The organism is Variovorax sp. Varisp85, assembly GCF_047304045.1.
Classification (GTDB): Bacteria; Pseudomonadota; Gammaproteobacteria; order Burkholderiales; family Burkholderiaceae_C; genus Variovorax.
In genome coordinates this window covers 88,255-114,051 of sequence record NZ_JBGLYN010000001.1, presented here as the reverse complement: position 1 = coordinate 114,051, position 25,797 = coordinate 88,255, and the positions used below count along the sequence as shown (strand labels likewise).

Below are 25,797 nucleotides of genomic sequence, written 5' to 3'. Positions count from 1 at the left end.
TCTTCAGCGGAAATGGCAGGCGACCAGATGGCTTCCGTTCGCGGACGACGACGGCCGCTCGCCTAGCTCGGGCGCCTTCTCCTTGCACACCGCCTGCGCCATCGGGCAGCGGGTGTGGAAGCGGCAGCCCGAAGGCGGGTTCGCCGGGCTCGGCGGATCGCCCTGCAGCAGCATGCGCCGCGCCGGCGTGCGCGGGTTGGGCACCGGCACGGCCGACAGGAGAATCTCGGTATACGGATGCAGCGGCGCCGAGAACAGCGTGTCGCGGTCGGCGATCTCCACGATGTGGCCGAGGTACATCACCGCCACGCGATGGCTGATGTGGCGCACCACCGCAAGGTCGTGCGCGACGAAGAGATACGCGATGCCGAACTCGGCCTGCAGGTCCATCAGCAGGTTGACGACCTGAGCCTGCACCGACACGTCGAGCGCCGACACCGGCTCGTCGCACACGATCAGCTTCGGGTTCAGCGCCAGCGCCCGCGCGATGCCCAGGCGCTGGCGCTGCCCGCCCGAGAACTCGTGCGGAAATTTCTTCGCCGCTTCCGGCCGAAGGCCCACGCGCGAGAACAGCCACTGCACCCGTTCGCGCCGCTCGGCCGCCGCGCCCATGCCGAAGTTGCGCATGGGCTCGGCCACGATATCGCCGGCCGTCAGGCGCGGGTTCAGCGAGGCGTACGGGTCCTGGAAGATGATCTGCAGCTGCCGCCGGCGCATGCGCATCTCGTTCGAGGAAAGCGTCAGCAGCTCCTCGCCTTCGAGCTGCACCGAGCCCGCGCTGGGCTCCACCAGCCGCAGCACCGATTTGGCCGTGGTCGTCTTGCCGCAGCCCGATTCGCCCACGAGCGATAGCGTTTCGCCGCGAGCGACGTCGAACGAAACGCCATCCACCGCCTGGATCGGCGGCCGGGCCGGCCGCAGCCAGCGCTTGGGCGTGGTGTAGTGCTTGCGCAGGTTGCGCACCTGCAGCAGCGGTGCGGTCGTTGTTGCTGCTGTCGTCATGCGGCCATCTCCTCGGCGCCGGCCGGTTGTGCCCAGTGTTCCTCGACGGCGAAGCAGGCCACCACGTGATCGCCCTCCTGCGGCACCAGCTTCGGCGTTTCGGTGCGGCAGCGTTCACGCGCGTGGCTGCAGCGCGCGGCGAAAGCGCAGCCCCGGCCCAGCTCGTGCGCGGCCGGCACCAGTCCCGGAATCTCGGTCAGTCGCGTGCTCGCGGTGTTCATCGCGGGCATCGAGGCCATCAGTGCGCGGGTGTAGGGATGCAGCGGGCGGTCGAACAGGTCGATGACGTCGGCTTCTTCCACCTTCTTTCCGGCGTACATGACCACCACGCGGTCGCAGCTCTCGGCCACCACGCCAAGGTCGTGCGTGATCATCACCACGCCCATGCCCAGCTCCTTCTGCAGCCGCTTGATGAGGTCGAGGATCTGCGCCTGGATGGTCACGTCCAGGGCGGTCGTCGGCTCGTCGGCGATCAGCACCTCTGGGTTGCAGGCCAGGGCCAGCGCGATCATCACGCGCTGGCGCATGCCGCCCGAAAGCTGGTGCGGGTACTCGTTCACGCGGCGCTCGGGCTCGGGGATCTGCACCACGCGCAGCATCTCGACCGCGCGCTTCATGGCGTCGGCGCGACTGGCCTTCTGGTGCAGCTGCACCGTCTCGGCGATCTGCCGGCCCACGGTGAGCACCGGGTTCAACGATGTCATCGGCTCCTGGAAGATCATCGAGATGCGGTTGCCGCGGATCTGCCGCATCTCGCGTTCGCTGAGCTGCATCAGGTCGGTGCCGCGCAGCCGCACGGCGCCCATGTGGCGGCCCGGCGGCGTCGGCACCAGCCGCAGGATCGACAGCGCGGTCACGCTCTTGCCGCAGCCCGATTCGCCGACCACGCCGAGCGTGCGACCCGCGCGCACGGTGTACGAAACCCCGTCGACCGAGCGCACTACGCCCGCCAGCGTGTGGAAATGGGTGCGCAGGTTGTCGACTTCGAGCAGCGGCTCGCCGGGGGCAAGTGCGGTGTGGGACATGGTGATCGTCATGGCATGCCCTTCACAGTTGCCGCGCCAGGCGCGGGTCCAGCGCATCGCGCAGGCCGTCGCCGAGCAGGTTGATGGCCAGCACCGTGGCCGCCAGCAGCAGGCCCGGGTACAGGATGATGTGGAACGCCACCGCCACGAAGTTGCGGCCCTCGGCCATCATGTTGCCCCAGCTCGGCGTCTGCGACGGCACGCCCACGCCGAGGAACGACAGCGCCGCCTCGGTCAGCACCGCCGCCGCCGCCACGAAGGTGGCCTGCACCACCAGCGGCGCCACGATGTTCGGCAGCACGTGGCGCAGCAGGATCATCGGCAGCCGCGTGCCGACCGCGTGCGCGGCCTCCACATACAGCTGTTCGCGCAGCGTGAGCGCGAGCGAACGCACCAGCCGCACCACGCGCGGGATCTCGGGCACGGTGATGGCGACGATCACCGTCGTCAGGCTGGCGCGCGTCACGGCCATCAGCGCGATGGCCAGCAGGATGCCGGGGATGGCCATGAGCCCGTCCATCACCCGCATGATCGGACCGTCCGCCCAGCGCACGAAGCCCGACACCAGCCCGAGCACGACGCCGAAGAGAGTGGCCAGCACCGCGACCGTGGCACCCACGATCATCGACACCTGTCCGCCCCACACGGCGCGGCTGAACACGTCGCGGCCGAGCGCGTCGGTGCCGAACCAGTGCTCGCCCGACGGCGGCTGCATGCGCATCAGAGGGTCGATGTCCTGCGGGTCGTGCGTGGCGACCCAGGGGGCGCCGATGGAGAGGGCTGCCATCAGGATCAGCAGCAGTGCGCCGATGATCAGCGTCGGGTGTTTGCGCGCCCAGCGCCAGCGCGGCGGCACGAAGGGGGTGTCGCCGTGTGCATCCGGCACCGTGGGGGCGGGCGCGTCGATCTCGCTCATGGGGAGGACCGTGGACATGTTTGTTCAGTACTGGATGCGCGGATCGAACAGGCGGTAGCTCAGGTCGATCAGCAGGTTGATCAGCACGTACACCCCGGCCGACAGCAGCAGCACGCTCTGGATCACCGGGTAGTCGTGGCGCTGCACCGAGTCGATCACCAGCCGGCCTACGCCCGGAATGGCGAACACCGTCTCGGTGACCACCACGCCGCCGATCAGCAGCGCGATGCCCGCGCCCACGGTGGTGGCGATGGGAATGGCCGCGTTGCGCAGCGCATGGCCCAGCACCGGCAGCACGCCCAGGCCCTTGGCGCGGGCGGTGCGGATGTAGTCCTCGTGCAGCACCTCGAGCACGGTGGCGCGCGTCATGCGTGTCACCAGCGCGATGTAGACCAGCGCCAGGTTCACGCAAGGCAGCACCAGCGAGCGCAGCCACTCGCCCGGGCCCTCGGCGAAGCGCACGTAGCCCTGCACCGGAAACCACGGCAGCTGGATCGCGAAGCTGTAGACCAGCAGGTAGCCCACGAGGAACACCGGCACCGAGAAGGCCAGCACCGCGAACAGCATCACCAGCCGGTCGATCCAGCTGCCCGCGCGGTAGGCCGCGAGCGTGCCCAGCGGCACCGAGACCACCAGCGTGATGAGCATCGTCAGTGCGGCGATGGACACGGTCGGCTCCAGCCGCTGACCCAGCAGCTGTGTGACCGGCATCTGCGTGAAGATCGAGGTGCCGAGGTCGCCGGTGAAGAGCTTGCCGATCCACAGCCCGAACTGCTGCCACAGCGGCAGGTTCAGGCCGAGCGCGGCGCGCAGCTTCTCGATGTCTTCGGTCGTGGCGAGGTCGCCCGCGATGAGCGCGGCCGGGTCGCCCGGTGAAAGATGGATCAGCAGGAACACCACCACGGCCACCACCGCCATGACGGGCAGGGTCGCGATGAAGCGTCGAACGATGTAGCCCATGGCGGTGCCCTCGAATCCTTATTGCCTGTCGAGCGCCCAGACTGTCGGCATGCCGGACCACAGCTTGTCCAGCCCCTTCAGGCTGGTGCGCGCCGCGAAGGCGGCCGAGTACTGGCCTGCGTTGATGTAGGGCACGGCCTCGTAGGCGCGGGCCTGGAACGCGTCGAGCAGTTCCTTGCGCTTGGCGGGCACCGTTTCCTTCAGCCATGCGGTGCGGAGTTCGTCCAGTGGCTTGTCGCAGGGCCAGCCGGGCAGGGTGTTGCCGCAGGCCGCGCTCAGGTAGGCGTTGCTGATGGGCGAGTTGGCGTCGAACTCGCCGGCCACGGTGACGTACATGTTCCAGCCGCCGGCATCGCCAGCGTCGCGCTTGGCGCGGCGCGCGCCGATGGAGGCCCAGTCCATGGTCTGGGCGTCGACGTTCAGGCCGATGCTCTTCATGGTCTGCACGGCCATCAGCGCCTCGGCGTTCAGGTAGGGCACGTCGCTGGGTACCAGCAGCACCACCTTCTCGCCCTTGTAGCCGGCGTCGGCGAGCATCTTCTTGGCCTTGGCGACGTCGGCCTTGCGGTAGGGCTCGGCGCCGGCCGCGGTGTCGTTGGGGCTGCCGCAGATGAAGTAGGTGGCGCAGTAGGCCATGCGCATGTCCAGCGGGAAGCCCATGGCCGCCATGAAGCGCTCCTGGCTCACGGCCTGCAGCAGCGCCTGGCGCACCTTCGGGTTGTTGAAGGGCGGATGCAGCTGGTTCATCACCAGGAAGCCCTGGTAGGCGCCGCCGGAGCCGATCTTCACGCCCGTGTCGGTGCGCAGCGGCGCGATGTAGTCGGGCGGCAGCTGCTCGATGATGTCGACCTCGCCGCGCTTGAGGGCGGCCACGGCGCTGTTGGCGTCAGGCAGGTAGAGCCACTCGACGCGATCGAAGCTGCTCTTCTTGCTGCCGGCCAGGCCGCTCGGCGGCTCGCTGCGTGCCACGTAGTTGGGGTTGCGCACGAACACCGCCTTGTTGCCCGGCACCCATTCGTCGCGCTTGAAGACGAAGGGGCCGGAGCCCAGCACTTCGGTGAGCGGCGCGGTGGCCGGCATCTTCGCCAGCCGCTCGGGCAGGACCACCGGCGGAAAGCCCGAGGGCTTGGCCAGCGCGTCGAGCACCATGCCGAAGGGCTCGTTGAGCGTGAGCATGAAGCTGCGCGCGTCGGTGGCCTTCCACTCGGCACCGCTGGCCGTCATGGCGCGGCCGAGGCTGTCGCGTGCGGCCCAGCGTTGCAGCGAGGCGACCGCGTCGGCCGAGGTGACGGCGCTGCCGTCGGAGAACTTGAGGTTGGGGCGCAGCGTGAAGCTCCACTGCTTGCCGTCCTTCGAGGCGGTGTACTTCTCCACCATCTGCGGCTGCGGCTTGCCGTTCGCGTCCTGCGCGAAGAGCGTGTCGTAGACCATGTAGCCGAAGTTGCGCGAGATGTAGGCGGTGGTGAAGGTCGGGTCGAGGATCTTCAGGTCGGCATGCGCCACCACCTTCAGCGTCTTGGGCTGCGGCGTCTGGGCATGCGCGGGAAGGCTCGCCGCGAAGGCGGTGGAAAGGGCCAGGGCGGCGAGAGCGCCAAGCGTCCGTCGTTTCATCGTCGGTTCTCCGGTGAGGGCAGGCAGCAAAAAAAGAAGGAAGGGCTCAGGCCGCGACGCCGATCGGCCATTTCGGCAGGCGGGCCTTGCGATACGGCAGCGTGTTCAGGTCGAGCGTGACGGCGCCCGGTGCGCCTGCGTAGATGACGTGCTTCGCCACCTTGGAATACGACGCGTAGAAATGCTGGGAAGACTTCACGACGATGATCTTCTTGGCGGCGAGGTCGCAGCCCAGCTGCGTGAAGAGGTCGGTGCCCATCGCCTGGTTGCGCAGGGTGATCAGCACGATCTCGATGCCGTTGGCCTCGACCAGCGCGCTGTCGCCCATCAGCGTGGGCGTGCCGGCCAGGCCGGTCATCACCAGGTCGTGCTTGAGCGCCTTCACGGTGCATTCGACATCGAGCGGGTCGCCCGACAGCGGGCTGATCTTGCCGCCGAGGCGCATCGGCAGCTTCGCGCCCACGCCCGCGTCGAAGGCGATGCGCACCGCGATCGGGTCCCACAGCGGGCCCAGCGCCGCATTGGTGATGCCGCGCTCGACCATGCGGCGCAGGATGAAGGTGGAGTCGCTGGCCGCGCCGCCGCCGGGGTTGTCGGCGCCGTCGGAGATCACCACCGGGCCGCCGTCGAAGGCCAGGGCCTCGTCCAGCGATGCATCGATGCCTGGGTAGTTGACGGTGAGGCCGTCGCGCATGGCGATGACCTCGTCGGCGAGCTGGCGCGCCAGCAGGTCGGCCTGGGCCTTGTCGCCGTCGGTGTAGACCAGCACCTTGGTGCCCATCTCGGGCACGTCGCCCCACGAAAAGCCGTGCGTGAGCGAGACCGAGAGCACGCCGTTCTTGCCCTCGAGCGACTGCATGCGCTCGACGAAGCCGCGCGCCGGCTGGCGCGAGGTGTGGACGGTGACGATCATGTCGCAGTCGACCACCGCGGGCACCGGCCGCACCTTGCCCTCGACCGTGGCGGCGCAGATGTCGACCAGCTCCAGCCCGCGCTCGAGTACGTCGGTGTGCGGGTACTCCTTGAAGGAGATCATCACGTTCGCGTTGGAGATCATCTCCCGCGTGAGGTGGTTGTGCGGGTCGAGCTCCGCGCCGATCACCACGTCGGGGCCGACGATCTGCCGCACGCGCGCCAGCAGGTCGCCCTCGCAGTCGTCGTAGCCGTCGGCCACCATCGCGCCGTGCAGGCCGAGCAGCACCATGTCGACCGGCAGCACCGCGCGCAGGTCGTCGAGCAGCTCGTCGCGCAGCGTCTCATAGGCGTGGCGCGTGGTCGTGCCGCTGGGCTGCGCGCCGGCCACCATGCCTTCGAACAGCGTCCAGCCCTTGTCGGCGCCGCGCATGCGTGCGGCCCACAGCGGGCCCGAGAACAGCGTCATCGCCTCGGGGTGCTTGCCGGCGGGGAAGTAGCCACGGTCCTTGAAGGAGGCGAGGCCTGTCGGCATCGGACCGAAGGTGTTGGTTTCGGTGGCAAGGGAAGCACTGAAGACGCGCATGGTCGGACCTCGTGGGGTGGGTTTGTTGTCGGAGGCGGGTCGGGCTCAGCCCGCGGCCGCGCGCAGCCGCTGCGGGCCCAGCATTTCCGCCGTGAGCCCGAAGGAGGCGATGCGCTCGGGCAGCGGCAGCCCGCGCGCCAGCGCGGCGCAGGCCTCGCCCATGGCGGCCGATGTCTGGATGCCGTAGCCGCCCTGCGCGGCCACCCAGAAGAAGCCGGGCACGCCGGGTTCGAAGCCGCCGACGAGATCGCCGTCGGCCACGAAGGAACGCAGGCCGGCCCAGGTGCGCGTGGGGCGGCGGATGGCGAGGGTGGTCGCTTCCTCGATGCGATGCATGGCGATGGCGATGTCCATCTCCTCCGGCTGCACGTCCTGCGGCTCGACCGGATCGGCATTGGCCGGGGAGCCGAGCAGCATGCCGGCGTCGGGCTTGATGTACCAGCCCTCGTCGGCGCCGAACACCATCGGCCAGTGAGCCACGCTCTGGCCATCGGGTGGCGCGAAGATGAACGCCGAGCGCCGGCGCGGCTCGATGCCCAGCGGCGGCACGCCGGCCATGCGCGCGATGGTGTCGACCCATGCACCGGCCGCGTTGAGCACCACGGGCGCTTCGTACATCGCGCCGCCGGCTTCCACGCGCCAGCGGTCGCCCACACGTTGAATGGCCGTCACGCCCGCATCGCACACCAGCTTGCCGCCCGCGCGCCGCATGCCGCGCAGATAGCCCTGGTGGATGGCGTGCACGTCCATGTCGGACGCATCAGGCTCGTAGACGGCGCCTTGCACCTGCTCGGGGCGCAAGGCCGGCACCATCTCGCGCGCCTCTTCGCCGCTCAGGCGCGAGGCGCCGGTGTTCATGTCGCGCAGCACCTGCCAGTGGGCTTCGAGCTCGGCCATGTGGTCGGCGCCCGCGACCATCATCGCGCCGCGGGGCGTGAGCAGCGGGTGCTCGCTGAAGCCTTCGGGCGGGTGTTCGAGGAAGGCCCGGCTCGCCATGGTGAGGGCACGCACCTGCGCGGTGCCGTAGCTTTCCATGAAGAGGGCGGCGGAGCGGCCGGTGGAGTGGTAGCCGGGTTGCGATTCGCGTTCGAGAAGGATCACGCGGGCGTGCGGCGCGAGCCAGTGGGCCACCGAGGCCCCGGCGATGCCGCCGCCGATCACGAGGAAGTCAGCCACGATGGGCTCTGCAGTGCTGGAAGTCATCGACGAAAAGTGTAGGAAGAATTTTGCGGATACGCAAATTAATTCAGAGATGCCAAGGGGAAACCATGATGCACCGTGCTGGTGAAATTTGCGTTCACGCAATTTGCGTATACGCAACTTTCGCGCCTGCGTCACGCGGGTTGGCATGGATGGCGCGCGCCCCGGCTGGCAGAATCTCCGGCACCACAGGAGAAAGCCAAGCGTGAATCCACACACAGGGACCAAGACGGGAGCGAAGCCCGGGGACGAGCCGCCCACGCTGGACCGCGCCACCTTCGGCAACCGCCTGCGCACCGCGCGCAAGCGCTTCGGCTGGACGCTGGCGCAGCTCGCGGAGCGCTCGGGCGTGTCGATCACCACCATCTCGCGCGCCGAGCGCGGCCAGCTCGCGCTGGGCTACGAGAACTTCACGGCGCTGGGCCGCGCGCTGGAGATGGACATGAACGCCATGTTCGCGGGCGCCGGCGTCAAGCCCGCGCAGCTCGACGGGCCGGTGGTCACGCGCGCGGGCAAGGGCGTGGTCTACAAGGGGCTTTCCATCGCCTACGAGTTCCTCGGCACCACCGCGGCGGGCAAGCAGATGAGCCCCATCGTCGGCACGGTGCATGCGCGAAAGATCCACGGCCCGGAAGACTTCGTGCGGCACGGCGGCGAGGAGTTCGCCTATGTGCTGTCGGGCGAGATCGAGGTGCACTTCGACAACGGCGAGGTGGTGCGCATGGCCAAGGGCGACTCGCTGTACTTCGACAGCCGCCTGGGCCACGCCTACATCAGCGTGAGCCGCCAGCTTGCGCGCATCGTGGGCATGACCATCGGCGAGAGCGGGCACATGCAATCTGCGCGCGAGGCGCCTGCGTTGAAGGCGCCTCGCAAGACCAGGGCCGCGAAGAAGACCGCGGCTCGCGCCAAGCGCTGAGCAGCGTTCTCGCACGGCGCCGGGTGTCTCCGATTTGCGCGCGGCCGGCGCCTTGCCCCGCTATGCTCGCCGCCGCCGAGAAGGCGCAGCCCGCCGTGATCGACAACCTCAAGGAGATGGTGCTGATCGATTCGGGCAGCCTCAACGTCGAGGGCCTGCTCAAGATGGCTGACGTGGTAGAAGGGCGGTTGAAGGCCGCCGGCTTCAAGACCGAGCGCCGCAAGGCCACGGCCGGCGCGGGCGCCGACCTCGTCATCGGCACCCTCAAGGGCACGGGCAAGCGCAAGATCATGCTGCAGGGTCACATGGACACGGTGTACGCGCCCGGCATCCTGAACAGCCAGCCCTACAAGGTCGACGGCAACCGCATCTACGGCCCCGGCATCGCCGACGACAAGGGCGGCCTCGCGGTGATACTGGCGTCGCTGAAGATCCTGGCCGACGCCGGCTGGCGCGACTACGACACGCTCACCGTGCTGATGAATCCCGACGAGGAAGTGGGCTCGGTCGGCTCCGGCGAACTGATCGCCACCATGGCCGACCAGCACGACACGGTGCTGTCTTTCGAACCGACGGTGGCGAAATCGGTGGCCAAGGGCGAGTCGCTGCTCCTGGGCGCGGCCGGCATCGCACAGGCAACGATGGAGGTGAAGGGGCGCGCCGCGCATGCCGGTGCCGCGCCCGAACTGGGCCGCAACGCGCTGTACGAACTGTCGTACCAGATGCTGCAGACCAGGGACCTCGCCAAGGACATTCCCGGCGTGACGCTCAATTGGACCGTGGCACGCGCCACCGGCCCCATCAACCAGATCACCGAGAAGGCTCAGGCGCTGGGCGACATCCGCATCACGCAGCCGGGCGCCGAGAAGAAGCTCAACGAAGCGCTGCAGGCCAAGATCGCCGCCGGCAAGCTGATTCCCGACACCGAGACCACGGTGAAGGTGGAAGTGGGCCGCCCGGCCTTCATCGCGGGGGACAAGGGCCGCGCGCTGGCCGAGAAGGCGCAGGCCATCTACAAGGAAATCGACCGCGAGCTCGCGCTGATGCCGATGACCGGCGGCGGCACCGATGCGGGCTACGCGGGCCGTTCGGGCAAGGCAACGGTGGTCGAGAGCTTCGGCCTCGCGGGCTTCGGCTATCACGCACGCGACGAGTACATCGAAGTCGATTCGATCGTGCCGCGCATCTACCTCGTCACGCGGCTGCTGACCGAAATCGGCAAGAACTGACAGGTTCTGAAAAGAGCCGGCATGCGTTAGCCGGCTCGCCGCTCAGGGACGCTCTTGCGGCTGCCCTGGTTCGCCGTGACGGGGCGGGCGATGGGCTGCTGCTGCTGCTGCCGCCGCGGCCACGCGCTGTTGTTGCTGTTGCGCCTGTTGCTGGGCGTGCTGCTGCGCTGCCTGCTGTTGCTGCGCCTGTTGTTGTTGGCGTTGCTGTTGCATCTGCATCGCCTGTTGCTGCTGTTGCTGGTGCGCGGCTTGCTGTTGCGCCTGTTGCTGGCGCATCTGCTCCATCTGTGCCTGCTGCTGCTGGCGCGCTTGGTTCTGCGCCTGTTGCTGCTGTTCCCGTTGGTGCTGGATCTGGGCCTGTTGTTGCTGCTGTTGCAGCTGTTGCTGGTGCGCCTGCTGCTGACGCATTTGCTCCATCTGTGCCTGCTGCTGCTGCTGGCGTGCTTGGTTCTGCGCCTGTTGTTGCTGCTGTTCCCGTTGGTGCTGGACCTGCGCCTGTTGTTGCAGCTGTTGCTGGTGCGCCTGCTGCTGACGCATTTGCTCCATCTGTGCCTGCTGCTGGCGCACCTGGTTCTGCGCCTGTTGTTGCTGCTGCTCCCGTTGGTGCTGGACCTGTGCCTGTTGTTGCTGTTGCTGCAACTGGGCCTGCTGCTGCGCTCGCGCTTGCTGTTGTGCCTGCTGTTGTTGCTGCATCTGCTGGCGTCTTGACTGCTCCAACTGCGCCTGTTGCTGCTGCTGCTGTGCTCCCGGCGGTTGGCCCGCGAGGCGCGCCGGCGGGTGCTGCTGCTGATGCGCCTGTTGTTCTGCCTGCTGCGCTTGTTGTCGACGCAATTGGTCCTGCTGCTGTTGCTGCGCGTGAAGCTGCTGCGCCTGTTGTTGTTGCGCCTGTTGCTGCATCTGCTGCTGGCGAAGCAGGGCCTCCTGCTGGCGGGCCTGCTGTTGTTGCTGCTGGGCCAGCGCGGCTTGCTGCTGCATCTGCTGTTGCTGCGGCGGCGCGAAGCCCGGAGCGGCCGCGAAGTTGGGTGCCGCGGCGCCGGCCGGCAGCCCGCGCGGTGCGCCGCCGTTGTTGTTGTAGACGGTGCGCACGTCGTTCACGTTGTTGACCACCGTGGTCGAGCGCGAGATGTAGGTGTTGTTGTTGTAGACCACGGCCGGGCGGTAGGCCGGGGGCGGGGGGGCGCCACGGTCTCGGACGCGCCAACCCGGCGCGCCCCAGTTCACGTTCCACGAATGCCAGCCCCAGTCGTGCCGCTCCAGCGCGGCACCGACCACCACGCCAGCGCCGAACGCGAGCACGCCGGCCGTAATCATCTGGCCCTGGCTGTAGCCCGGCGCCACCTCGACCGGCGGCGCATACGCATAGCCGGGGTACACCGGCTGCGGCGTGCCGTAGATCACCTGCGGGTCATAGGCCGGCACATACACCACGTCGGGCTGCACGGGCTCGATGGTGATGTATTGCGGCGGCGGTTCGATCACCGCGGGGCCGCTGTAGTACGCGGCTTGTGAATCGGGCGCGGGCGCGTAGTTCTGGGGCGTCGCCGCGCTGACCACGCGCAGCTTGTCGTTGTTCTTGAGCCGGCCGGCCTTGGCCGCGCGTTGCCGCATGACCTGGATCGCGTTCATCACGTCGGTCGGGTCGTTGTAGTAGGCCTTGCCCAGCGACTCGGTCCACGGGATGTTGGCGGCCATCTGGTCGACCACGCTGCGGAAGGCGGTGAGCGACTTCACGCTAGGGTCCCAGGGCTGCTGGTTGGCTGCATCGGCCAGCGGTCCGGCCTTGAGGCCGCGGTTCTGCGCGAGCCAGTCGTGCGCGGCGGTGATCTGCTCGGGGTAGGTGGCGCCGGCCAGGATCTGCGCGACCAGCTTGTCGGGGTACAGCGCAATGGGCGCGACCATCTGGTAGAGCTGGTCGGCCGAGGGTGGCACATAGGCCACTGGCACGGCTGCAGGCGCGTTGTTCTGCGGCACCGACGGCGCGGGAATGGACGATGCGGCGGGGTCGACGGCGGCGGTTGGCGTGCTGGTTGGCTTGTCGCAGCCTGCGATGGCGAGTGCGCCGATGCACACCGAAATCGTCAGGAGGCGCGGGACCGTTGGGCGATGGGTTTTTGTCATCTGGAGTTCCATGTGGGCGCCGGCGTCGGCCCGGAACTCTTTCAACGGTGCGCGGCGGCAGGCGATGACAAAGCCTGCGCCCCGGATGCAACGGTCTGTGTCGGTTCTGCGCGGTCAAGCCTGTCGGCGCAGAACCACACGGCCAGGAGGCCGCTGCCTTGCTGCGGCTACTTGGCGCCGCCCGTGTACTTGGTGACGCTGGTGGCACTCACGTGATAGCCGCTCACGCCCATCATCGAATCGTTGCGCAGGGTCTGCAGCTTGCCGGTGACCCATACCGTGTCCATGGCGCGGAACTTGGCGCCCTTCTGCGGCACCACGTGCAGGATCTGGTTGGCCGGCGGCGGCGGCGTGTGGATGCAGGCGCCGAAGTAAGGCACCAGCAGGAACTCGGTGACTTCGCCCTTGGCTTCCTCGAGCGGCACGATGAAGCCGGGGATCCTGACTTCGGTGCCGTTCATCGCGGGATTGGTCGGCGCGTTGTTCGACACCTCCTGCATCTTCATGAGCATCTCGTTGGCGCGCGGGTCGCCGTCGTCGAGCGCGCTCAGGTCCATGCCCTTGAATTCCTTCGCCGGGTCCCAGTCCTTGGGCACCAGTTCTTCCCAGGTGATCTGGCGCGGCTGGCCCGGCACGGCCTTGGGCGCGGCTGGCGTTGCCTTGCCACCCAGCGGGTTGGTGGCGGTGGTGTCCTTGGGTGCAGGCTCCACGGCCCAGGCGGCGGCGGCAAGGCCGGTGCCTGCGAGCAGCATCGAAAGCCGGATGAAAGCTTTGCTTTTGGACGTCGTGTGTGCGATGGGCATGATTCAAATTCTCGGTGAGAGGCCGTCGGCAAGGGAGAGGCGGTAGGCGCGGATGCCGGGCAAGAGGCTTGCCAGCCATCCGGCCGCCAGCAGGCTTGCCATCAGCAGCCATTCGTTCAGTGTAGGTTCCGAGAGGCTCAGTGTCAGTCCGAACTGCGACTGCAGCCATGGCGAGAGCAGGGTGATGCCCAGCACAGCCATCACCACGCCGAAGGCCACGCCGAGCACGGTGACCATCGCGCCTTCGAGCGCGAGCAGCGCCAGCACATGGCGCAGGCCAGCGCCCACGGCGCGCAGCACGGCGAGTTCGCGGCGGCGTTCGTTGAGGCCGGCCATCACCACCGAGACCAGCCCCGCGAGGCTGACCAGCGCGACCAGCGCGGACATCAGCAGCAGCGCGTTCTCGCCGATGCCGATCACGCTCCACAACTCGTCGAGCGCCACGCCGGGCAGGATGGCCATCAGCGGTTCGCCGGTATAGGTCGAGATCCATCGCTGCACGCCGAACACCGCGGCGCGGTTCTTCAGGCCCACCAGCGCGGCCGTCACGTTCTTGGGCGTGAGGTCGAACTTGCGCACCTGCTCGGCCGGAATGTGCACGCCCGGCATCGGCGCGCCGCCCACCCATTCGAGGTGGATGGCCTCCATCGCGGCGAGGCCGATGTGCACCGTGCGGTCGACCGGCGTGCCGGTGCGCGCGAGCACGCCCACCACGGTGAAGGGCTTGTCCGCATGCTCGGCCACGTTGAGTTCGCCGCTGCCGTGGGCGAGGGTGATCTTCTGGCCCACGTGGTAGCCGAGCTTGTCGGCCACTTCGGCGCCCACCACCGCATCGAACAGCTCGCTGAAGGGCTTGCCTTCGCGCAGCTTCAGCGTCTGCCTGTCGCCGTAGCGGAAGTGCGTGAAGTAGTCGGTGGACGTGGCCAGCACCGCGAAGCCGCGGTGCGAATCGCCGAGCGACAGCGGCACCACCCAGTCGACACCCGGGTGCGCGGACAGGGCCTGCACGCTCTTCCACGAGATGTTGTTGGTGGCCGCGCCGATGCGGAACACCGAGTACAGCAGCAACTGCGTCGAGCCGGTGCGCGCGCCCACGATCAGGTCGGTGCCCGAGACGGACGATGAGAAGTTCTCGCGCAGCTCGGTGCGGATGCGTTCGACACCCAGAAGAAGAAAGGTCGACAGTGCGATCGAGAACACGGTGAGCGCGAGCGTGAAGCGCCGGTTCCAGGCGCTGTGCCATGCAATGGAGAAGAGTGCCTTCATGCGTCCACCGCCATCGCGCTGGTGGCCGCACGGTTGATCTCGGGCAGCAGCACATGCCGCGCGAAGCGCTGCGCGATGCGCTGGTCGTGGCTCACGAACACCAGCGCGCTGTGGTGCTCGGCGCAGGCCGTCAGCAGCACGTCGAGGAAGGCTTCGCGCCGGTCTTCGTCGAGCGCGGAGGTGGGCTCGTCGGCAATCACCACCTCGGGCTGGCCGATGAGTGCGCGCGCGGCGGCCACGCGCTGCTGCTGCCCGACCGACAGCTGAACGGCCTGGCGCTTCCACAGGTTGCGGTCGAGGCCCATCTGGTCGAGCAGGTGCTCGGCCTCGTCGCGCGAGCTGCCGTTGCGCGATGCATTCGCCTCGCGCCGCTGCGAGAAGCGGCAGGGCAGCAGCACGTTGTCGATCACGCTCAGGTACGGCAGCAGGTTGAACTGCTGGAAGATGTAGCCCACATGGGCCACGCGGCTGCGGTCGCGTGCGGCGCCCGAGAGCTTCGACCAGTCGTGCCCGAGCAGCGTGACCCGGCCTTCGTCGGCCACCAGCACGCCGGCCAGCAGCGACAGCAGCGTGCTCTTGCCGCAGCCGCTCGGGCCGTGCAGGAACACCGATTCGCCCGCGGTGATGCGAAAGGCCTCGATGTCGATGCACGGTTTCTTCACGCGGGGCCATGCGAAGCGCAATGCTTCGGCTGCGAGCACGACGCGCAAGGGCGACGGCTCGGCCTGCAGGGAGGTACTCACAGCCTTACTTGCCCCAGCTCAGGCGGACGGGCTGGGCGGCTTGCGCACCGGCAGGGCGCTTCAGCTGGCGCTTGAACTGTCCCTGCGCCGTGGCAATCTGCGAGTCGATCTGGCGCAAGCCTTTGAATGCACCGAACAGGTTGAGGTCGATGAACTTCGCGGCGGCCGCGTTGGTGCAGTTGAAGGAGAAGGTGGCGTCGAGGTCGGCGTGGCCGACGGGCTCGGCGGGGTCGGGGTTGCCCAGGCCCAGCGCGCCTGAGCGCAGGTCGACTGGTCCGAGCTTGCAGTTGGCGGCGGGGTCGACGATGAAGAGCTTGTCGGCCGCACGCAACTGGGCGACGGCCTCTTCGACGAGCTTCTTCTCGGCATCGGTCTTGGGTGCGCGTTCGAAGCCGATGATGTTGTCCAGGGGCGACTCCATGTCGATCACCACCGTGGGGCCGTCGACGGCCACGTCGAGCTTGAGCTGGCCGTGCACGTGGGCGTGCTGCTGCTGGGCCTGTGCCGGGAGGAACGGGGCCGCCGCGAAGAGCGCGGCGGCGATTGCGAGTCCCGCGGTGCGTTGGAAGCTCCGGAATGGTCGACTCGTCGTCATCAATGTCATGGTTCAGCGCCTTGCCGGGTCGGCAGCCCCGGCGTGTTGCTCCATTCGCTCCAGCTGCCGGCATAGAGCGCGGTCGTCCCGAACCCCGCGATCTGCATGGCGAGCAGATTCGGCACGGCGCTCACGCCGCTGCCGCAATGGTGGACGACGGTCGCCGCTTCGCGTCCCGCGAGCAGCGCTTCGAACTCGGCACGCAATTGCGATGCCGGCTTGAATTTGCCGTCGGGGCCGAGGTTGTCGGCGAAGGGCCGGTTGAGGGCCCCGGGGATGTGACCGGCAATCGGGTCCAGAGGTTCCACCTCGCCGCGGTAACGTGCGCCAGCGCGTGCATCGATCAGGTTCTGGTCAGGCTGGCCGAGCCGGCGCACCACGGTGTCGGTGGTCACGAGCTTCGCGATGGGCTCGCCCGCGACGAAGTTCGACTGGAAGCGCGCGGGCTCCTCGCGGTCGGTGACTTCGCCGCCCGCGGCCTGCCAGGCCTGCAGGCCGCCGTCGAGCACGGCCACAGCCTCGTGGCCCATCCACTTGAGCATCCACCACAGGCGGCCACAGTAGTTGGCGCCGTTGCGGTCGTACACCACGGCCTGCATGCCGTTGGCGAAGCCGATGCTCGACAGCCACGCCGCGAACTTTTCGCGGCTGGGCAGCGGGTGGCGCCCGCCCGATGCGGGCACGCCGTCTTCCTGCGCCACCACCACCTCGCCGTGTGCACCCGGGACGCCGTGCCTGGCGCTGAGGTCGGTGTCGAGGTTGGCGTACAGGGCGCCCGGAATGTGGGCGGCGGCGTACTGCTGTGCGCCCGCTTCGGGCTTCATGAGGTCGAAGCTGCAGTCGAACACCATCAAGGGCGTGTCGCCCGCTTGCAATTGCTGGAGTTGTTCGACGGAGATGAGGGTGGTGTACATGGCGTGTGCTCCTTCGAAATCGAGAATGTATTTATGTCGTTCAGTGCTCTTCGGCCGGCGCCTTGGGCACCGCCCGCTGTCGCAACACGGTTGCAGCAATGCCGCTCGCGATGATGAGCGCCATCCCGGCCCAGCCGGTGGCATCGATGCGGTCGTTGAACAGCACCACGCTGTAGAACGCAGCAAACACGATGCCCGAATACTGCAGGTTGGCCACCACCAGCGTACCGGCTGCGGTCTTGGCGGTTGCGTAGGCGCGGGTCATGCAGAGTTGTCCGAGGGCGGCCAGCAAGCCAATGGGCAGCAGCCACAGCGCATGCTGCCACGTCCATGCACCGCCGTCCGAAAACCCGGTGGTCGCCGTGGCAATGCCACCGGCCACGGCCGAGCCCACCGCGAAGTAGAAGACCGTGCGAAGTTCGGGCTCGCCGATGCGCGACAGCGCCACCACCTGCATGTAGGCAAAGGCGGCCGTGAGGCCCGACAGCAGGCCCAGCATGCCCGCGAAGCCTTCGTTGGCGTTGACGCTGGGCTTGAGCATCAGCACCACGCCCGCGAAACCCGCCAGCACGGTCAGCACCAGCGCGCCCTGCAGCGGCGGGCGTTCCACGCGGCCGTCGCGCCCGGGCACCGGCACCCACGCCAGCAGCGAACCGCCGACGAGGAAGGCCGCGACCCACACGCTGCTCATGTAGTTGAGCGTGACGGCGGTGGCCAGCGGCATGTGGGCGATGGCATAGAACCACGCGCCCAGCGAGACCACGCCGATGGTGCTGCGCCAGGCGTGCATGCCGGGGTAGCGGGTGGCCAGGGAGACGCCGCGGTTGCGGGCCAGGAGCCAGAGGAAGACGATGCCGATGAGGCCGCGGCCCAGCACCATCTCACCGCTGTTGAACCACGCCGAGGCCACCTTGACGACCACGCTCATCGTGGCGAACAAAAAGGCGCCGAGCACCATCCAGAGCGCTTGCACTATCTACTCTCCCCCAGGCTTCGCGCACTTCGTGTCGCTTCTCCTACCCCCTCACCGGGGGCAACACCAGCGGCCCGGCAAAGCCGGTTCCGCGGTGTTTCCATCACACCCGTCGATGCGGCTGTCATCGACTCAGGCGTTCTGCATCGCGCTGCGATACCACTCGTGGAACTGCTGCATGCCGTCTTCCATCGGGCTCTGGTAAGGGCCCGTTTCGTTGTCGCCGCGCAGCATCAGCGCGCGGCGGCCGGCGTCCATGCGCTCGGCGATCTCGTCGTCTTCCACGCAGGTTTCCATGTAGGCGGCCTGCTGGGCTTCGACGAACTCGCGCTCGAACGCGACGATTTCCTCGGGATAGAAGAATTCGACCATGTTGAGCGTCTTCGTCGGGCTCACCGGGTGCAGGGTAGACACCGTGAGCACGTGCGGATACCACTCGACCATCACATGCGGGTAGTAGGTGAGCCAGATGGCGCCGTACTTCGGCGGCTTGCCGTCGCGGTACTTGAGCAGCTGCTCCTGCCACTTCTGGTAGATCGGGCTGCCCGCGCGGCCCAGGCGGTTGGCCACGCCCACCGTCTGCACCGAATAGCGGGGCTTGAACTCCCAGCGCAGGTCGTCGCAGGTGACGAAGCTGCCCAGTCCCGGATGGAACGGGCCAACGTGGTAGTCCTCGAGGTAGACCTCGATGAAGGTCTTCCAGTTGTAGTTGCACTCGTGCAGTTCGACGCGGTCGAGCGCATAGCCGCTGAAATCGAGATCGGCCTGCGGCCCGAGGCCGGCCATGTCAGCCGCCACGTCAGGGCCTGAGCCATCCGGGTTCTTCTCGAACAGAAGGCCGTTCCATTCGGTCAGCGGGTAGTTGTGCAGGTTCAGGCAGGGGTCCTGCTCGAAATGCGGGGCGCCGATCAGCGTGCCGGTGGTGCGCGAATCGCTTGCGGCGTAGGTCCAGCGGTGCAGCGGGCAGACGATGTTGCCGCCGGCCTGGTTGTCGAGCCGGCCCCGGCCCTGGAGGATCAGGGCCTGGCGGTGGCGGCAGACGTTGGAGATCAGCTCCACGCCCTTGGGTGTGTGAACCAGCGCACGGCCCTGGTGCTCCTGCGGCAAGGTGTGGAAGTCGCCCATTTCGGGCACGGCCAGGCGATGGCCGACATAGCGGGGCCCTCGCGAAAAAAGGTTCTGCATTTCGCGGGCATAGAGTGCCTCGTCGAAATACGCGGAAACTGGAAGTTGGCTCGCGGCCTGCTGCAGTTGAAGACTTAAATCAGACATGGAGGACCTGACCAAGCTCCCCACAGGGAGAAAAAAAGGAAAGAACGGAAAGGCGCCGTCCGGGAGGCTCGACGGCCCGAAGAGTGTGTTGACGTCGCCAACGAGAGAAGTTCGCATTGTACCCGGGGGGCATTTTTTGTCCCCCGGCTCTTCACCCGGCTTGGCCGCGTGCAATCGGGCACCGCTCGAGGGTGGGCGCGGCTCGTCTGGAGGGACGGCCGCACGGTTGTTCTGCTCCCAGTCCTAAAATGCCCGGTTTCACCCACGTTTCGCTTGCATGCCCAAGGTGCCTCCCCCTTCCTCGTCCAGCCCGGCGGCAACGCCCGATACCGGCCCGCTGCCTGCCAGTTACGAAGCCGGACTCCAGGAACTGGAGCAACTGGTGGCGGAACTCGAATCGGGCCAGCTGCCCCTCGACCAGCTGCTCGTGAGCTACCAGCGAGGTGCGGCGCTGCTCGCTTTCTGCCGCGACAAGCTGCAGGCGGTCGAAGACCAGATCAAGGTGCTCGATTCGGGCAGCCTCAAGGTCTGGACGCCTGAATGAGCGCCGCCGCGCTGAATTCCAGCCATTGGGACGCCCGCACGCTCGCCGGCTGGAGCGACCCCCATCTGGCGAACGTCGAGGCGGCCTTGTCGCGCTGGGTCGGCGTCGATGCGCCCGTACTGCTGGGCGATGCCATGCGCTACGCCGTACTCGATGGCGGCAAGCGCCTGCGGCCCTTGCTGGTGCTCGCGGCCAGCGAGGCCGTCGGCGGCAACCAGGCCGCTGCCCTGCGCGCGGCCTGCGCCACCGAGCTGATCCACGCCTATTCGCTGGTGCACGACGACTTGCCGTGCATGGACAACGACGTGCTGCGCCGCGGCAAGCCCACCGTGCACGTGAAATTCGGCGAGGCCGATGCCCTGCTGGCCGGCGATGCGCTGCAGGCCCTGGCCTTCGAACTGCTCACGCCCGACGGCGACGAGATTCCCGCTGCCACCCAGGCCCAGCTGTGCCGACTGCTTGCCCGGGCCGCGGGCAGCCAGGGCATGGCCGGCGGCCAGGCCATCGACCTGGCGAGCGTCGGCATTGCATTGAATGAAGCACAGCTGCGCGAAATGCACCGCCTGAAGACCGGCGCGCTGCTGCAGGGCAGCGTCGAGATGGGTGCTGCCTGCGGCTCCCTCGCCGGCTCGGCACTGGCCGCGTTGCGCGACTATGGCGCGGCCATCGGCCTGGCGTTCCAGGTGGTCGACGACATCCTCGACGTCACGGCCGACTCGCACACCCTGGGCAAGACCGCCGGCAAGGATGCCGCTGCCGACAAGCCCACCTACGTGTCCCTTCTGGGCCTCGACGGCGCGCGCGCCCAGGCCCGCCAGCTGCTGGCCGACGCGCTGGCCGCGCTGGCCCGCAGCGGCCTGCCCGACACCGCAGCGCTGCGCGCTTTGGCCCACATGGTGGTCGATCGCGATCGCTGAGAGAAAAGTACAAACCTTCCCATGGCTCCGCTGCTTCCCACACTCCACGACCCCTCGCCGATCCGCAAATACGACCGGGCCCAGCTGCGCCAACTGTCCGACGAGGTGCGCGCCTGCGTGCTCGACAACGTCTCGCGCACCGGCGGCCACCTGAGCTCCAACCTCGGCACGGTCGAACTCACCGTCGCGCTGCACCACGTGTTCAACACGCCGCACGACCGGCTGGTGTGGGACGTGGGCCACCAGACCTACCCGCACAAGATCCTCACGGGCCGGCGTGAGCGCATGCCTACGCTCAGGCAGATCGGCGGCATCTCGGGCTTTCCTCAGCGCACTGAGAGCGAGTACGACACCTTCGGCACCGCCCATTCGTCGACCAGCATCTCCGCCGCGCTCGGCATGGCCATGGCCGCCAAGCAGAAGGGCGAAGACCGCCATGCCGTGGCCATCATCGGCGACGGCGCGCTCACGGCCGGCATGGCCTTCGAGGCGCTGAACAACGCGGGCGTGTGCGACTGCAAGCTGCTCGTCATCCTGAACGACAACGACATGTCGATCAGCCCGCCCGTGGGCGCGCTCAACCGCTACCTCGCGCAGCTGATGAGCGGCAACTTCTACGCCGCGGCCAAGAGCGTCGGCAAGAGCGTGCTGCGCAACGCGCCGCCGCTGTTCGAGCTGGCCAAGCGGCTGGAGCAGCATGCCAAGGGCATGGTCGTGCCGGCCACTCTGTTCGAGCAGTTCGGCTTCAACTACGTGGGCCCGATCGACGGCCACGACCTCGACTCGCTGGTGCCCACGCTCGAGAACCTCAAGCACCTCGAGGGCCCGCAGTTTCTGCACGTGGTCACGAAGAAGGGGCAGGGCTACAAGCTCGCGGAGGCCGATCCTGTCGCCTACCACGGCCCCGGCAAGTTCGATCCGCAGGTGGGGCTGGTCAAGTCCGCTGCGGTGGTGAAGCAGACATTCACCCAGGTGTTCGGCCAGTGGCTGTGCGACACCGCCGCCGCCGATGGCCGGCTGGTGGGCATCACGCCCGCGATGCGCGAAGGCTCGGGACTCGTGGAGTTCGAGAAGCGCTTCCCCGACCGCTACTACGACGTCGGCATCGCCGAACAGCACGCCGTGACCTTCGCGGCCGGCCTGGCCTGCGAGGGGCTCAAGCCTGTGGTCGCGATCTACTCGACCTTCCTGCAGCGCGCGTACGACCAGCTGATCCACGACGTGGCGATCCAGAACCTGCCGGTGGTGTTCGCGCTCGACCGCGCGGGCCTCGTGGGCGCGGACGGCGCCACGCACGCGGGCGCGTACGACATTCCGTTCCTGCGCTGCATTCCGAACATGAGCATTGCCTGCCCGGCCGACGAGCGCGAATGCCGCCAGCTGCTGACCAGCGCCTACGAGCAGAACCATCCGGTGGCCGTGCGCTATCCGCGCGGAGCGGGCGCCGGCGCTGCGCCGCATCTCACGCTCGAGGCCTTGCCCTTCGGCAAGGGCGAGATCCGCCGCGAAGGCAGGCGCATCGCCATCCTCGCGTTCGGCACGCTGCTGTATCCCGCGCTTGCTGCGGCCGAGCCGCTCGACGCCACGGTGGTCAACATGCGCTGGGCCAAGCCGCTCGATGTCGAACTGCTGCTGAAGGTCGCGGGCACGCACGACGCCATCGTCACGCTGGAAGAGGGCGCCACCATGGGCGGCGCGGGCAGTGCGGTGCTCGAGGCGCTGCAGGCTGCCAACATCCAGAAGCCGGTGCTGCAGCTCGGCTTGCCCGACCGCTTCATCGAACACGGCGATCCGGCGAAGCTGCTGGCGAGCATCGGGCTCGACGCGCCCGGCATCGAAGCCTCGATCCGCGAGCGCTTCATTTCGGGCGCAGGGTAAACCCCCGCCGAGCCCTGTAAGCGCGTTTTTACAATCAAGAAGACTTACACAGTCCCCAACGCGGCCACAAGCCGCGTTTTGTTTTATTCCAAGAACTCGGAGAGCTATCAATGGATCGTCGTTCCCTCATCAAAAACGCCGGCATCGCGGGCGTTCTGGCTGCCGGCATCGCACCCGCGGTTCACGCGCAGGCCACCGTTCGCTGGCGCCTGGCGTCGAGTTTTCCCAAGTCGCTGGACACCATCTTCGGCACCGCCGAAGTGTTCGCGAAGAGCGTCAGCGACATGACGGGCGGCAAGTTCCAGATTTCCGTGCACGCGGGTGGCGAGCTGATGCCCGCGTTCGGCGTGGTCGACGGCGTGCAGAACGCCTCGGTCGAAATGGCCCACACGGCCCCGTACTACTTCTACGGCAAGGACCCGACCTTCTGCCTCGGCTGCGCCGTGCCTTTCGGCATGAATACCCGCCAGCAGAACGCATGGATGTACGAAGGCAACGGCCTGAAGCTGATGCGTGCGTTCTACGCCAAGTACAACATCATCAACCTGCCGGGCGGCAACACAGGCGCGCAGATGGGCGGCTGGTTCCGCAAGGAAATCAAGTCGGTTGCCGACCTGAAGGGCCTGAAGTTCCGCACCAACCCGTTCGCAGGCAAGGTGCTCGAGCCCTTCGGCGTGATCCCGCAATCGATCCCCGGCGCCGACCTGTACCCGGCGCTCGAAAAGGGCACGCTGGACGGCCTCGAATGGGTCGGCCCGTACGACGACCAGAAGCTGGGCTTCAACAAGATCGCCCCGTTCTACTACTACCCCGGCTGGTGGGAAGGCGGCCCCGAGCTCGACTTCTACATCAACACCAAGGCATGGGAAGGCCTGTCGGCCGACTACAAGGCGGTCGTCGAGGCTGCTGCCGCGCACGCCAACATCACGATGACGGCCAAGTACGACGCCAAGAACCCTATCGCGCTGAAGCAGCTCGTAGGCTCGGGCACCAAGCTGCGCCCGTTCTCGCAGGACGTGATGAACGCCGCCTTCAAGTCGGCCCAGCAGATCTACTCGGACCTGAACAACAGCAACCCCGAGTGGAAGAAGATCTACAGCGACTGGTCGAAATTCCTGGCTGACCAGAACGCCTGGTTCCGCTACACGGAAGGCACGTTCGACCGCTTCATGCAGCAGCAGAAGCTGTAAGCGGTTCGTCGGCGAACACTTCGAAGCCCTGCCGGGTCTGGCGGGGCTTTTTTATTTGTGGCGGATGGAGCGCTGTTCGGGGCGCGATCACGCCGACGGGGGACATTCGCGGAGGGGAGTACCGGGTGGCCTGGGCACACGCCCCGAACGAAGGAAACAGCCTTACCGTGCGCCCGCCTCAGGCGCCGTTGGAGAAGGCATCGTGCGCTGCGCAACGCGTTCGCCGAATGCGATCAGCACCGCGGGGTCCGACGCATGGAACCATGTGATACCGCCCATGCGCCGCCGCACCAGCAGCCGCGGCGCGATCACGCGTTCGAGCATGCGGATGTGCACGAGCTTGAGCTGCGCCACGTCCTGCGCGCTCACGCGCTTGTCCCATAGCCAGGTCTGCACCAGCACATCGCCTTCGAGCCGCGTGCGGCTGTAGACGATCCAGTAGCCGACCCACACCACGCACAGCGCGGCGATGCCCATCACCACCAGTGCGCCGGTCGTCCACTCGGCCGCGCGCAGCGACGGAAGGCTCCAGATCGCGAATGCGAAGAGGTCGACCACCAGCACCACCGCCAGCGTGCGCAGCAGCGGCGGGAAGGCCGGGCTCTCCAGCGGGGCGCTGCTGCTGCCGTCGCCGATGCTCACGGCTTGGTGGCTTCGCCGGAAGCCGGCGGCGGTGCCGGCGTTTCTTCCGGCGTCTTCTTCTCGTTGCCGAACGGGTCTTCCATGTTCACGCCGTTGTTGTTGTCGGGCGAGTTGGCCTGCTCGTCCACCGGCATGTCGAGGTTGACCTTGTCGATGTCGACGACCTTTTCCTTCTCGAGGAACACGGTGACCGTCTGCGGGAAGAAGATCACGATGGCCACCAGCAGCAGCTGCATCAGCACCCACGGCACGGCGCCGAGATAGATGTCGCGCGAGTCCACCTTCTTGGGCAGCGCCCCGTTCTTGAACAGCGTGTCCGCGATGCCCCGCAAGTAGAAGAGCGCGAAGCCGAACGGCGGGTGCATGAACGAGGTCTGCATGTTCACGCACAGCAGCACGCCGAACCACACCATGTCGATGCCCAGCTTGTGGGCCACGGGGCCCAGCAGCGGCAGGATGATGAATGCGATCTCGAAGAAGTCGAGGAAGAACGCGAGGAAGAAGACGAAGAAGTTCACCGCGATCAGGAAGCCCACCTGGCCACCCGGCAGGCCCGACAGCATGTGCTCGATCCACTTGGCGCCGTCGACGCCCTGGAACACCAGCGAGAACACGCGCGAGCCGATCAGGATGAACACCACCATCGCCGTGAGGCGCATGGTGCCTTCCATCGCGCCCTTCAGCAGTTCCCAGTTCAGGCGGCGATGGATCAGCGCGAGGATGAGCGAGCCCACCGCGCCCATCGCACCGGCCTCGGTCGGCGTGGCGATGGCCTTGTCCATGAACGGCAGGCCGCCCATCGAACCGAGCACCGCGAAGATCAGGATGGCCGAGGGAATGATGCCGCGCAGGCACTTGCCCCACAGCGCCCAGCCGTTCAGTGTGCGCGCGCTGGTTGGCAGGCCCGGCACGAAGTGCGGGCGGATGCGGCCGACCATGAAGGTGTAGATCGCGAAGATCAGAACCTGCAGGATCGACGGACCCCAGGCGCCCTTGTACATCTGGCCCACGTCGGTGCCGAGTTGGTCGGCCATGACGATCAGCACCAGCGAGGGCGGCACCAGCTGCGTGATGGTGCCCGAGGCGGCGAGCACGCCGGTCGAGTAGCGCATGTCGTAGCCGTAGCGCATCATGATTGGCAGCGAGATCATCGCCATGGCGATCACCTGGCCGGCCACCGTGCCGGTGATGGCGCCGAGGATGAAGCCCACGATGATCACCGAGTAGCCGAGGCCGCCGCGCACGGGGCCGAAGAGCTGGCCCATCGAGTCGAGCATGTCCTCGGCCAATCCGCATTTCTCCAGTACCGCTCCCATCAGGGTGAAGAACGGAATCGCGAGCAGCGTTTCGTTCGCCAGGATGCCGAAGACGTTCAGCGGCAGGTTGGCCATGAAGCCGGCCGGAAACCAGCCCATCTCGATGGCGAAGAAGCCGCAGATCAGGCCGAGGGCCGAGAGCGAGAACGCGACCGGGAAGCCGATCAGCATGATCACCACGAGCCCCGCGAACATGATCGGGGCGAAATTTTCCATGTGCATTTCTACTTGTCCTGCGGTGCGGGAGAGGGCGAGGCCGGAAGGGG

Annotated in this window: 23 protein-coding genes; 6 read left to right on the top strand and 17 right to left on the bottom strand. The window is 67.7% G+C overall.

Features of this window, described 5'->3' with window-relative positions:
• Nucleotides 1-3: 3 nt before the first annotated feature.
• Genes ACCC97_RS00550 through ACCC97_RS00520 form a run of 7 tightly spaced genes read right to left on the bottom strand, consistent with a single transcriptional unit; the run spans nucleotide 4 to nucleotide 8,215 of the window.
• Nucleotides 4-1,002 (bottom strand): ABC transporter ATP-binding protein, encoded by a 999-nt coding sequence (locus tag ACCC97_RS00550; RefSeq protein WP_413331351.1) that lies wholly within the window; start codon nucleotides 1,000-1,002, stop codon nucleotides 4-6.
• Nucleotides 999-2,039, bottom strand: a complete 1,041-nt coding sequence (locus ACCC97_RS00545) for an ABC transporter ATP-binding protein (RefSeq protein ID WP_007831171.1) — start codon at nucleotides 2,037-2,039, stop codon at nucleotides 999-1,001. The genes ACCC97_RS00550 and ACCC97_RS00545 overlap by 4 nt, the downstream gene beginning before the upstream one ends.
• Nucleotides 2,040-2,049: 10 nt before the next feature.
• Complete coding sequence (locus ACCC97_RS00540; protein ID WP_413331416.1) at nucleotides 2,050-2,943, bottom strand: ABC transporter permease; 894 nt, start codon at nucleotides 2,941-2,943, stop codon at nucleotides 2,050-2,052.
• A 24-nt stretch (nucleotides 2,944-2,967) separates the two neighbouring features.
• A complete protein-coding gene (locus ACCC97_RS00535) occupies nucleotides 2,968-3,903 on the bottom strand; it encodes an ABC transporter permease (protein WP_007831166.1) in 936 nt (311 codons plus the stop codon).
• 18 nt (nucleotides 3,904-3,921) lie between these two features.
• Complete coding sequence (locus tag ACCC97_RS00530) at nucleotides 3,922-5,514, bottom strand: ABC transporter substrate-binding protein (protein WP_413331350.1); 1,593 nt, start codon at nucleotides 5,512-5,514, stop codon at nucleotides 3,922-3,924.
• A 46-nt stretch (nucleotides 5,515-5,560) separates the two neighbouring features.
• On the bottom strand, nucleotides 5,561-7,012 hold the full coding sequence (locus ACCC97_RS00525; protein WP_413331349.1) for a M81 family metallopeptidase: 1,452 nt from the start codon (nucleotides 7,010-7,012) through the stop codon (nucleotides 5,561-5,563).
• A 45-nt stretch (nucleotides 7,013-7,057) separates the two neighbouring features.
• Nucleotides 7,058-8,215 carry an NAD(P)/FAD-dependent oxidoreductase gene (locus ACCC97_RS00520; protein WP_413331348.1) on the bottom strand — a complete coding sequence of 386 codons (1,158 nt, stop codon included), beginning with the start codon at nucleotides 8,213-8,215 and terminating at the stop codon, nucleotides 7,058-7,060.
• 202 nt (nucleotides 8,216-8,417) lie between these two features.
• On the opposite strand from ACCC97_RS00520, the gene ACCC97_RS00515 reads away from it, so the two are divergent.
• Complete coding sequence (locus ACCC97_RS00515) at nucleotides 8,418-9,131, top strand: helix-turn-helix domain-containing protein (RefSeq protein WP_413331347.1); 714 nt, start codon at nucleotides 8,418-8,420, stop codon at nucleotides 9,129-9,131.
• Between the two features lie 23 nt (nucleotides 9,132-9,154).
• Nucleotides 9,155-10,360: a M20/M25/M40 family metallo-hydrolase gene (locus tag ACCC97_RS00510; protein WP_413331346.1), complete on the top strand. Its 1,206-nt coding sequence runs from the start codon at nucleotides 9,155-9,157 to the stop codon at nucleotides 10,358-10,360.
• Nucleotides 10,361-10,402: 42 nt separating this feature from the next.
• Here ACCC97_RS00510 and ACCC97_RS00505 read toward each other — a convergent pair whose 3' ends face one another.
• From ACCC97_RS00505 to ACCC97_RS00470, 8 genes are all read right to left on the bottom strand, one after another.
• Nucleotides 10,403-12,478, bottom strand: a complete 2,076-nt coding sequence (locus tag ACCC97_RS00505) for a DUF3300 domain-containing protein (protein ID WP_413331345.1) — start codon at nucleotides 12,476-12,478, stop codon at nucleotides 10,403-10,405.
• Between the two features lie 167 nt (nucleotides 12,479-12,645).
• Nucleotides 12,646-13,281: a DUF3299 domain-containing protein gene (locus tag ACCC97_RS00500; RefSeq protein WP_007831145.1), complete on the bottom strand. Its 636-nt coding sequence runs from the start codon at nucleotides 13,279-13,281 to the stop codon at nucleotides 12,646-12,648.
• Between the two features lie 3 nt (nucleotides 13,282-13,284).
• On the bottom strand, nucleotides 13,285-14,547 hold the full coding sequence (locus tag ACCC97_RS00495; protein ID WP_413331344.1) for an ABC transporter permease: 1,263 nt from the start codon (nucleotides 14,545-14,547) through the stop codon (nucleotides 13,285-13,287).
• Nucleotides 14,544-15,290 (bottom strand): ABC transporter ATP-binding protein, encoded by a 747-nt coding sequence (locus tag ACCC97_RS00490; protein WP_042673075.1) that lies wholly within the window; start codon nucleotides 15,288-15,290, stop codon nucleotides 14,544-14,546. Before ACCC97_RS00490 ends, ACCC97_RS00495 begins: the two co-directional genes overlap by 4 nt.
• A 4-nt stretch (nucleotides 15,291-15,294) precedes the next feature.
• The gene (locus ACCC97_RS00485) at nucleotides 15,295-15,894 is read right to left on the bottom strand and encodes a DUF2796 domain-containing protein (RefSeq protein ID WP_007831140.1); all 600 of its coding nucleotides are present in this window, start codon (nucleotides 15,892-15,894) and stop codon (nucleotides 15,295-15,297) included.
• Nucleotides 15,891-16,799, bottom strand: a complete 909-nt coding sequence (locus tag ACCC97_RS00480) for a sulfurtransferase (protein ID WP_007831138.1) — start codon at nucleotides 16,797-16,799, stop codon at nucleotides 15,891-15,893. Before ACCC97_RS00480 ends, ACCC97_RS00485 begins: the two co-directional genes overlap by 4 nt.
• Nucleotides 16,800-16,839: 40 nt before the next feature.
• Nucleotides 16,840-17,757 carry a DMT family transporter gene (locus ACCC97_RS00475; protein WP_007831137.1) on the bottom strand — a complete coding sequence of 306 codons (918 nt, stop codon included), beginning with the start codon at nucleotides 17,755-17,757 and terminating at the stop codon, nucleotides 16,840-16,842.
• A 147-nt stretch (nucleotides 17,758-17,904) separates the two neighbouring features.
• The gene (locus ACCC97_RS00470) at nucleotides 17,905-19,044 is read right to left on the bottom strand and encodes an aromatic ring-hydroxylating oxygenase subunit alpha (RefSeq protein WP_007829282.1); all 1,140 of its coding nucleotides are present in this window, start codon (nucleotides 19,042-19,044) and stop codon (nucleotides 17,905-17,907) included.
• Between the two features lie 277 nt (nucleotides 19,045-19,321).
• On the opposite strand from ACCC97_RS00470, the gene xseB reads away from it, so the two are divergent.
• The 4 genes from xseB (at nucleotide 19,322) to ACCC97_RS00450 (ending at nucleotide 23,573) form a co-directional block, all read left to right on the top strand.
• Nucleotides 19,322-19,588, top strand: coding sequence for an exodeoxyribonuclease VII small subunit (xseB, locus tag ACCC97_RS00465; RefSeq protein WP_007829283.1), 267 nt, complete (start codon nucleotides 19,322-19,324; stop codon nucleotides 19,586-19,588).
• Complete coding sequence (locus tag ACCC97_RS00460) at nucleotides 19,585-20,505, top strand: polyprenyl synthetase family protein (protein ID WP_007829284.1); 921 nt, start codon at nucleotides 19,585-19,587, stop codon at nucleotides 20,503-20,505. The genes xseB and ACCC97_RS00460 overlap by 4 nt, the downstream gene beginning before the upstream one ends.
• A gap of 21 nt (nucleotides 20,506-20,526) precedes the next feature.
• On the top strand, nucleotides 20,527-22,383 hold the full coding sequence (gene dxs, locus ACCC97_RS00455; RefSeq protein WP_007829285.1) for a 1-deoxy-D-xylulose-5-phosphate synthase: 1,857 nt from the start codon (nucleotides 20,527-20,529) through the stop codon (nucleotides 22,381-22,383).
• 110 nt (nucleotides 22,384-22,493) lie between these two features.
• Complete coding sequence (locus tag ACCC97_RS00450; protein ID WP_413313388.1) at nucleotides 22,494-23,573, top strand: TRAP transporter substrate-binding protein; 1,080 nt, start codon at nucleotides 22,494-22,496, stop codon at nucleotides 23,571-23,573.
• Nucleotides 23,574-23,735: 162 nt separating this feature from the next.
• On the opposite strand, the gene ACCC97_RS00445 is transcribed toward ACCC97_RS00450, so the two are convergent.
• Together ACCC97_RS00445 and ACCC97_RS00440 are read right to left on the bottom strand one after the other, a co-directional pair.
• Nucleotides 23,736-24,215: a hypothetical protein gene (locus ACCC97_RS00445; protein ID WP_007829305.1), complete on the bottom strand. Its 480-nt coding sequence runs from the start codon at nucleotides 24,213-24,215 to the stop codon at nucleotides 23,736-23,738.
• Nucleotides 24,212-25,753 (bottom strand): TRAP transporter large permease, encoded by a 1,542-nt coding sequence (locus tag ACCC97_RS00440; protein ID WP_007829307.1) that lies wholly within the window; start codon nucleotides 25,751-25,753, stop codon nucleotides 24,212-24,214. The genes ACCC97_RS00445 and ACCC97_RS00440 overlap by 4 nt, the downstream gene beginning before the upstream one ends.
• Between the last annotated feature and the right edge of the window lie 44 nt (nucleotides 25,754-25,797).

Excerpts from the sequence above, each read along its gene's own strand:
- dxs (WP_007829285.1), top strand. The coding sequence starts at position 20,527 with ATGGCTCCGCTGCTTCCCACACTCCACGACCCCTCGCCGATCCGCAAA.
- ACCC97_RS00550 (WP_413331351.1), bottom strand. The coding sequence starts at position 1,002 with ATGACGACAGCAGCAACAACGACCGCACCGCTGCTGCAGGTGCGCAAC.
- ACCC97_RS00535 (WP_007831166.1), bottom strand. The coding sequence starts at position 3,903 with ATGGGCTACATCGTTCGACGCTTCATCGCGACCCTGCCCGTCATGGCG.
- ACCC97_RS00520 (WP_413331348.1), bottom strand. The coding sequence starts at position 8,215 with ATGACTTCCAGCACTGCAGAGCCCATCGTGGCTGACTTCCTCGTGATC.
- ACCC97_RS00470 (WP_007829282.1), bottom strand. The coding sequence starts at position 19,044 with ATGTCTGATTTAAGTCTTCAACTGCAGCAGGCCGCGAGCCAACTTCCA.
- ACCC97_RS00485 (WP_007831140.1), bottom strand. The coding sequence starts at position 15,894 with ATGACATTGATGACGACGAGTCGACCATTCCGGAGCTTCCAACGCACC.
- ACCC97_RS00500 (WP_007831145.1), bottom strand. The coding sequence starts at position 13,281 with ATGCCCATCGCACACACGACGTCCAAAAGCAAAGCTTTCATCCGGCTT.
- ACCC97_RS00475 (WP_007831137.1), bottom strand. The coding sequence starts at position 17,757 with ATGGTGCTCGGCGCCTTTTTGTTCGCCACGATGAGCGTGGTCGTCAAG.
- ACCC97_RS00460 (WP_007829284.1), top strand. The coding sequence starts at position 19,585 with ATGAGCGCCGCCGCGCTGAATTCCAGCCATTGGGACGCCCGCACGCTC.
- ACCC97_RS00545 (WP_007831171.1), bottom strand. The coding sequence starts at position 2,039 with ATGACGATCACCATGTCCCACACCGCACTTGCCCCCGGCGAGCCGCTG.
- ACCC97_RS00505 (WP_413331345.1), bottom strand. The coding sequence starts at position 12,478 with ATGACAAAAACCCATCGCCCAACGGTCCCGCGCCTCCTGACGATTTCG.
- ACCC97_RS00450 (WP_413313388.1), top strand. The coding sequence starts at position 22,494 with ATGGATCGTCGTTCCCTCATCAAAAACGCCGGCATCGCGGGCGTTCTG.
- ACCC97_RS00530 (WP_413331350.1), bottom strand. The coding sequence starts at position 5,514 with ATGAAACGACGGACGCTTGGCGCTCTCGCCGCCCTGGCCCTTTCCACC.
- xseB (WP_007829283.1), top strand. The coding sequence starts at position 19,322 with ATGCCCAAGGTGCCTCCCCCTTCCTCGTCCAGCCCGGCGGCAACGCCC.
- ACCC97_RS00440 (WP_007829307.1), bottom strand. The coding sequence starts at position 25,753 with ATGCACATGGAAAATTTCGCCCCGATCATGTTCGCGGGGCTCGTGGTG.
- ACCC97_RS00495 (WP_413331344.1), bottom strand. The coding sequence starts at position 14,547 with ATGAAGGCACTCTTCTCCATTGCATGGCACAGCGCCTGGAACCGGCGC.
- ACCC97_RS00525 (WP_413331349.1), bottom strand. The coding sequence starts at position 7,012 with ATGCGCGTCTTCAGTGCTTCCCTTGCCACCGAAACCAACACCTTCGGT.
- ACCC97_RS00540 (WP_413331416.1), bottom strand. The coding sequence starts at position 2,943 with ATGAGCGAGATCGACGCGCCCGCCCCCACGGTGCCGGATGCACACGGC.
- ACCC97_RS00480 (WP_007831138.1), bottom strand. The coding sequence starts at position 16,799 with ATGTACACCACCCTCATCTCCGTCGAACAACTCCAGCAATTGCAAGCG.